The following is a 1,597-nucleotide window of genomic DNA, read 5'->3' as shown; positions in this document are numbered from 1 at the left end:
GTCCTGCACGGCGGGACGGTCGCCGAGGGGACACCGGTACCGCCCGCGGACCGCCCCGGCTTCACCGCCGTATGGCACGTCGGGGCTGTCGAAGGCCCGCACGCCGCACCCGAGTTCTTCACCGAGGACGACATCCGCGACTTCTACGCGGCCGACTGGAAGGTCCACTTCAACTCGGCGCGCACCGGAGTCCGCCTGGTGGGCCCCAAGCCGCGCTGGGCCCGCACCGACGGCGGCGAGGCGGGGCTGCACCCCTCCAACATCCACGACACCCCGTACTCGGTCGGCGCCGTCGACTACACGGGCGACATGCCGGTGCTGCTCGGCCCGGACGGCCCCTCGCTCGGCGGCTTCGTGTGCCCGGCGACGGTCCTGAGCGCGGAGCGCTGGAAGCTGGGACAGCTCCGGCCGGGCGACACGGTGCGGTTCGTGCCGGTCGACGTGACCGGGACACCCCGGCCGTTGATCGTCGACGGTGGTGTGCTGGCGCGGGACGGGGACGTGACGTACCGCCGCAGCGGCGACGACAACCTGCTGGTCGAGTTCGGCCCGATGCAGCTGGACCTGGCCCTGCGCATGCGCGTCCATGCCCTGATGGAGGCGATGGAGCGGGCGGGCCTCGACGGGGTCACCGACCTCACCCCGGGCATCCGCTCCCTCCAGATCCGCACGGACCCGCGCGTCCTGCCGCAGCACGGACTCCTCGCGGCGGTACGGCGGATCACGGACGCGCTCCCGCCCGCCGGCGAGCTGGTCGTCCCCTCCCGCACGGTCCGTCTCCCGCTGTCCTGGGACGACCCGGCGACCCGCGAGGCGATCGCCCGCTACATGGCGGGCGTCCGCGACGACGCCCCCTGGTGCCCGTGGAACATCGAGTTCATCCGCCGGATCAACGGCCTGGGGTCGGTCGAGGACGTGTACCGGACGGTCTTCGACGCGGAGTACCTCGTCCTGGGCTTGGGCGACGTGTACCTGGGCGCCCCCGTGGCCACCCCGCTGGACCCGCGCCACCGCCTGGTCACCACGAAGTACAACCCGGCACGCACCTGGACCGCCGAGAACTCCGTCGGCATCGGCGGCGCGTACCTCTGCGTCTACGGCATGGAGGGCCCCGGCGGCTACCAGTTCGTCGGCCGTACGACCCAGGTGTGGTCGGCCTGGCAGCAGCGCGGCGCCTTCGAACCCGGCGCGCCCTGGCTGCTGCGCTTCTTCGACCGCATCAAGTGGTATCCGGTGGAGGCGGACGAACTGCTGGAGCTGCGCGCCGACATCATGTGCGGCCGGTTCGTGCCGGTCATCGAGGAGGGGACCTTCTCCCTCGCCGAGTACGAGTCCTTCCTCGCCGAGCACGCCGATTCCATCGCGGAGTTCGGGTCCCGGCAGCGGGCCGCGTTCGCCGCCGAACGGGACGCCTGGGAGGCGGCGGGCGAGTTCGCCCGGGCGGAGGCGGCGACCACGCCCGCGACCGCACCGGCCGAGGTGACGGTGCCGCCGGGAGGCCGGCTGGTCGAGGCCGAGTTCGCGGCGTCCGTGTGGCAGCTGAACGTGAAGCCGGGCGACGAGGTGACGGCGGGGCAGCCGCTGCTCGCCCTGGAGG

Annotated in this window: 1 protein-coding gene; it reads left to right on the top strand. The window is 73.3% G+C overall.

Translation table 11 applies throughout. The annotated features are described in order from the left end of the window. A partial coding sequence (locus ACFW2E_RS46565) for a carboxyltransferase domain-containing protein (RefSeq protein ID WP_384478156.1) occupies positions 1 to 1,597 on the top strand: 1,597 nt, incomplete at both ends.

The organism is Streptomyces sp. NPDC058964 (genome assembly GCF_042741275.1).
Taxonomy (GTDB): Bacteria; Actinomycetota; Actinomycetes; order Streptomycetales; family Streptomycetaceae; genus Streptomyces.
This window is presented reverse-complemented; position numbering and strand designations above follow the sequence as displayed.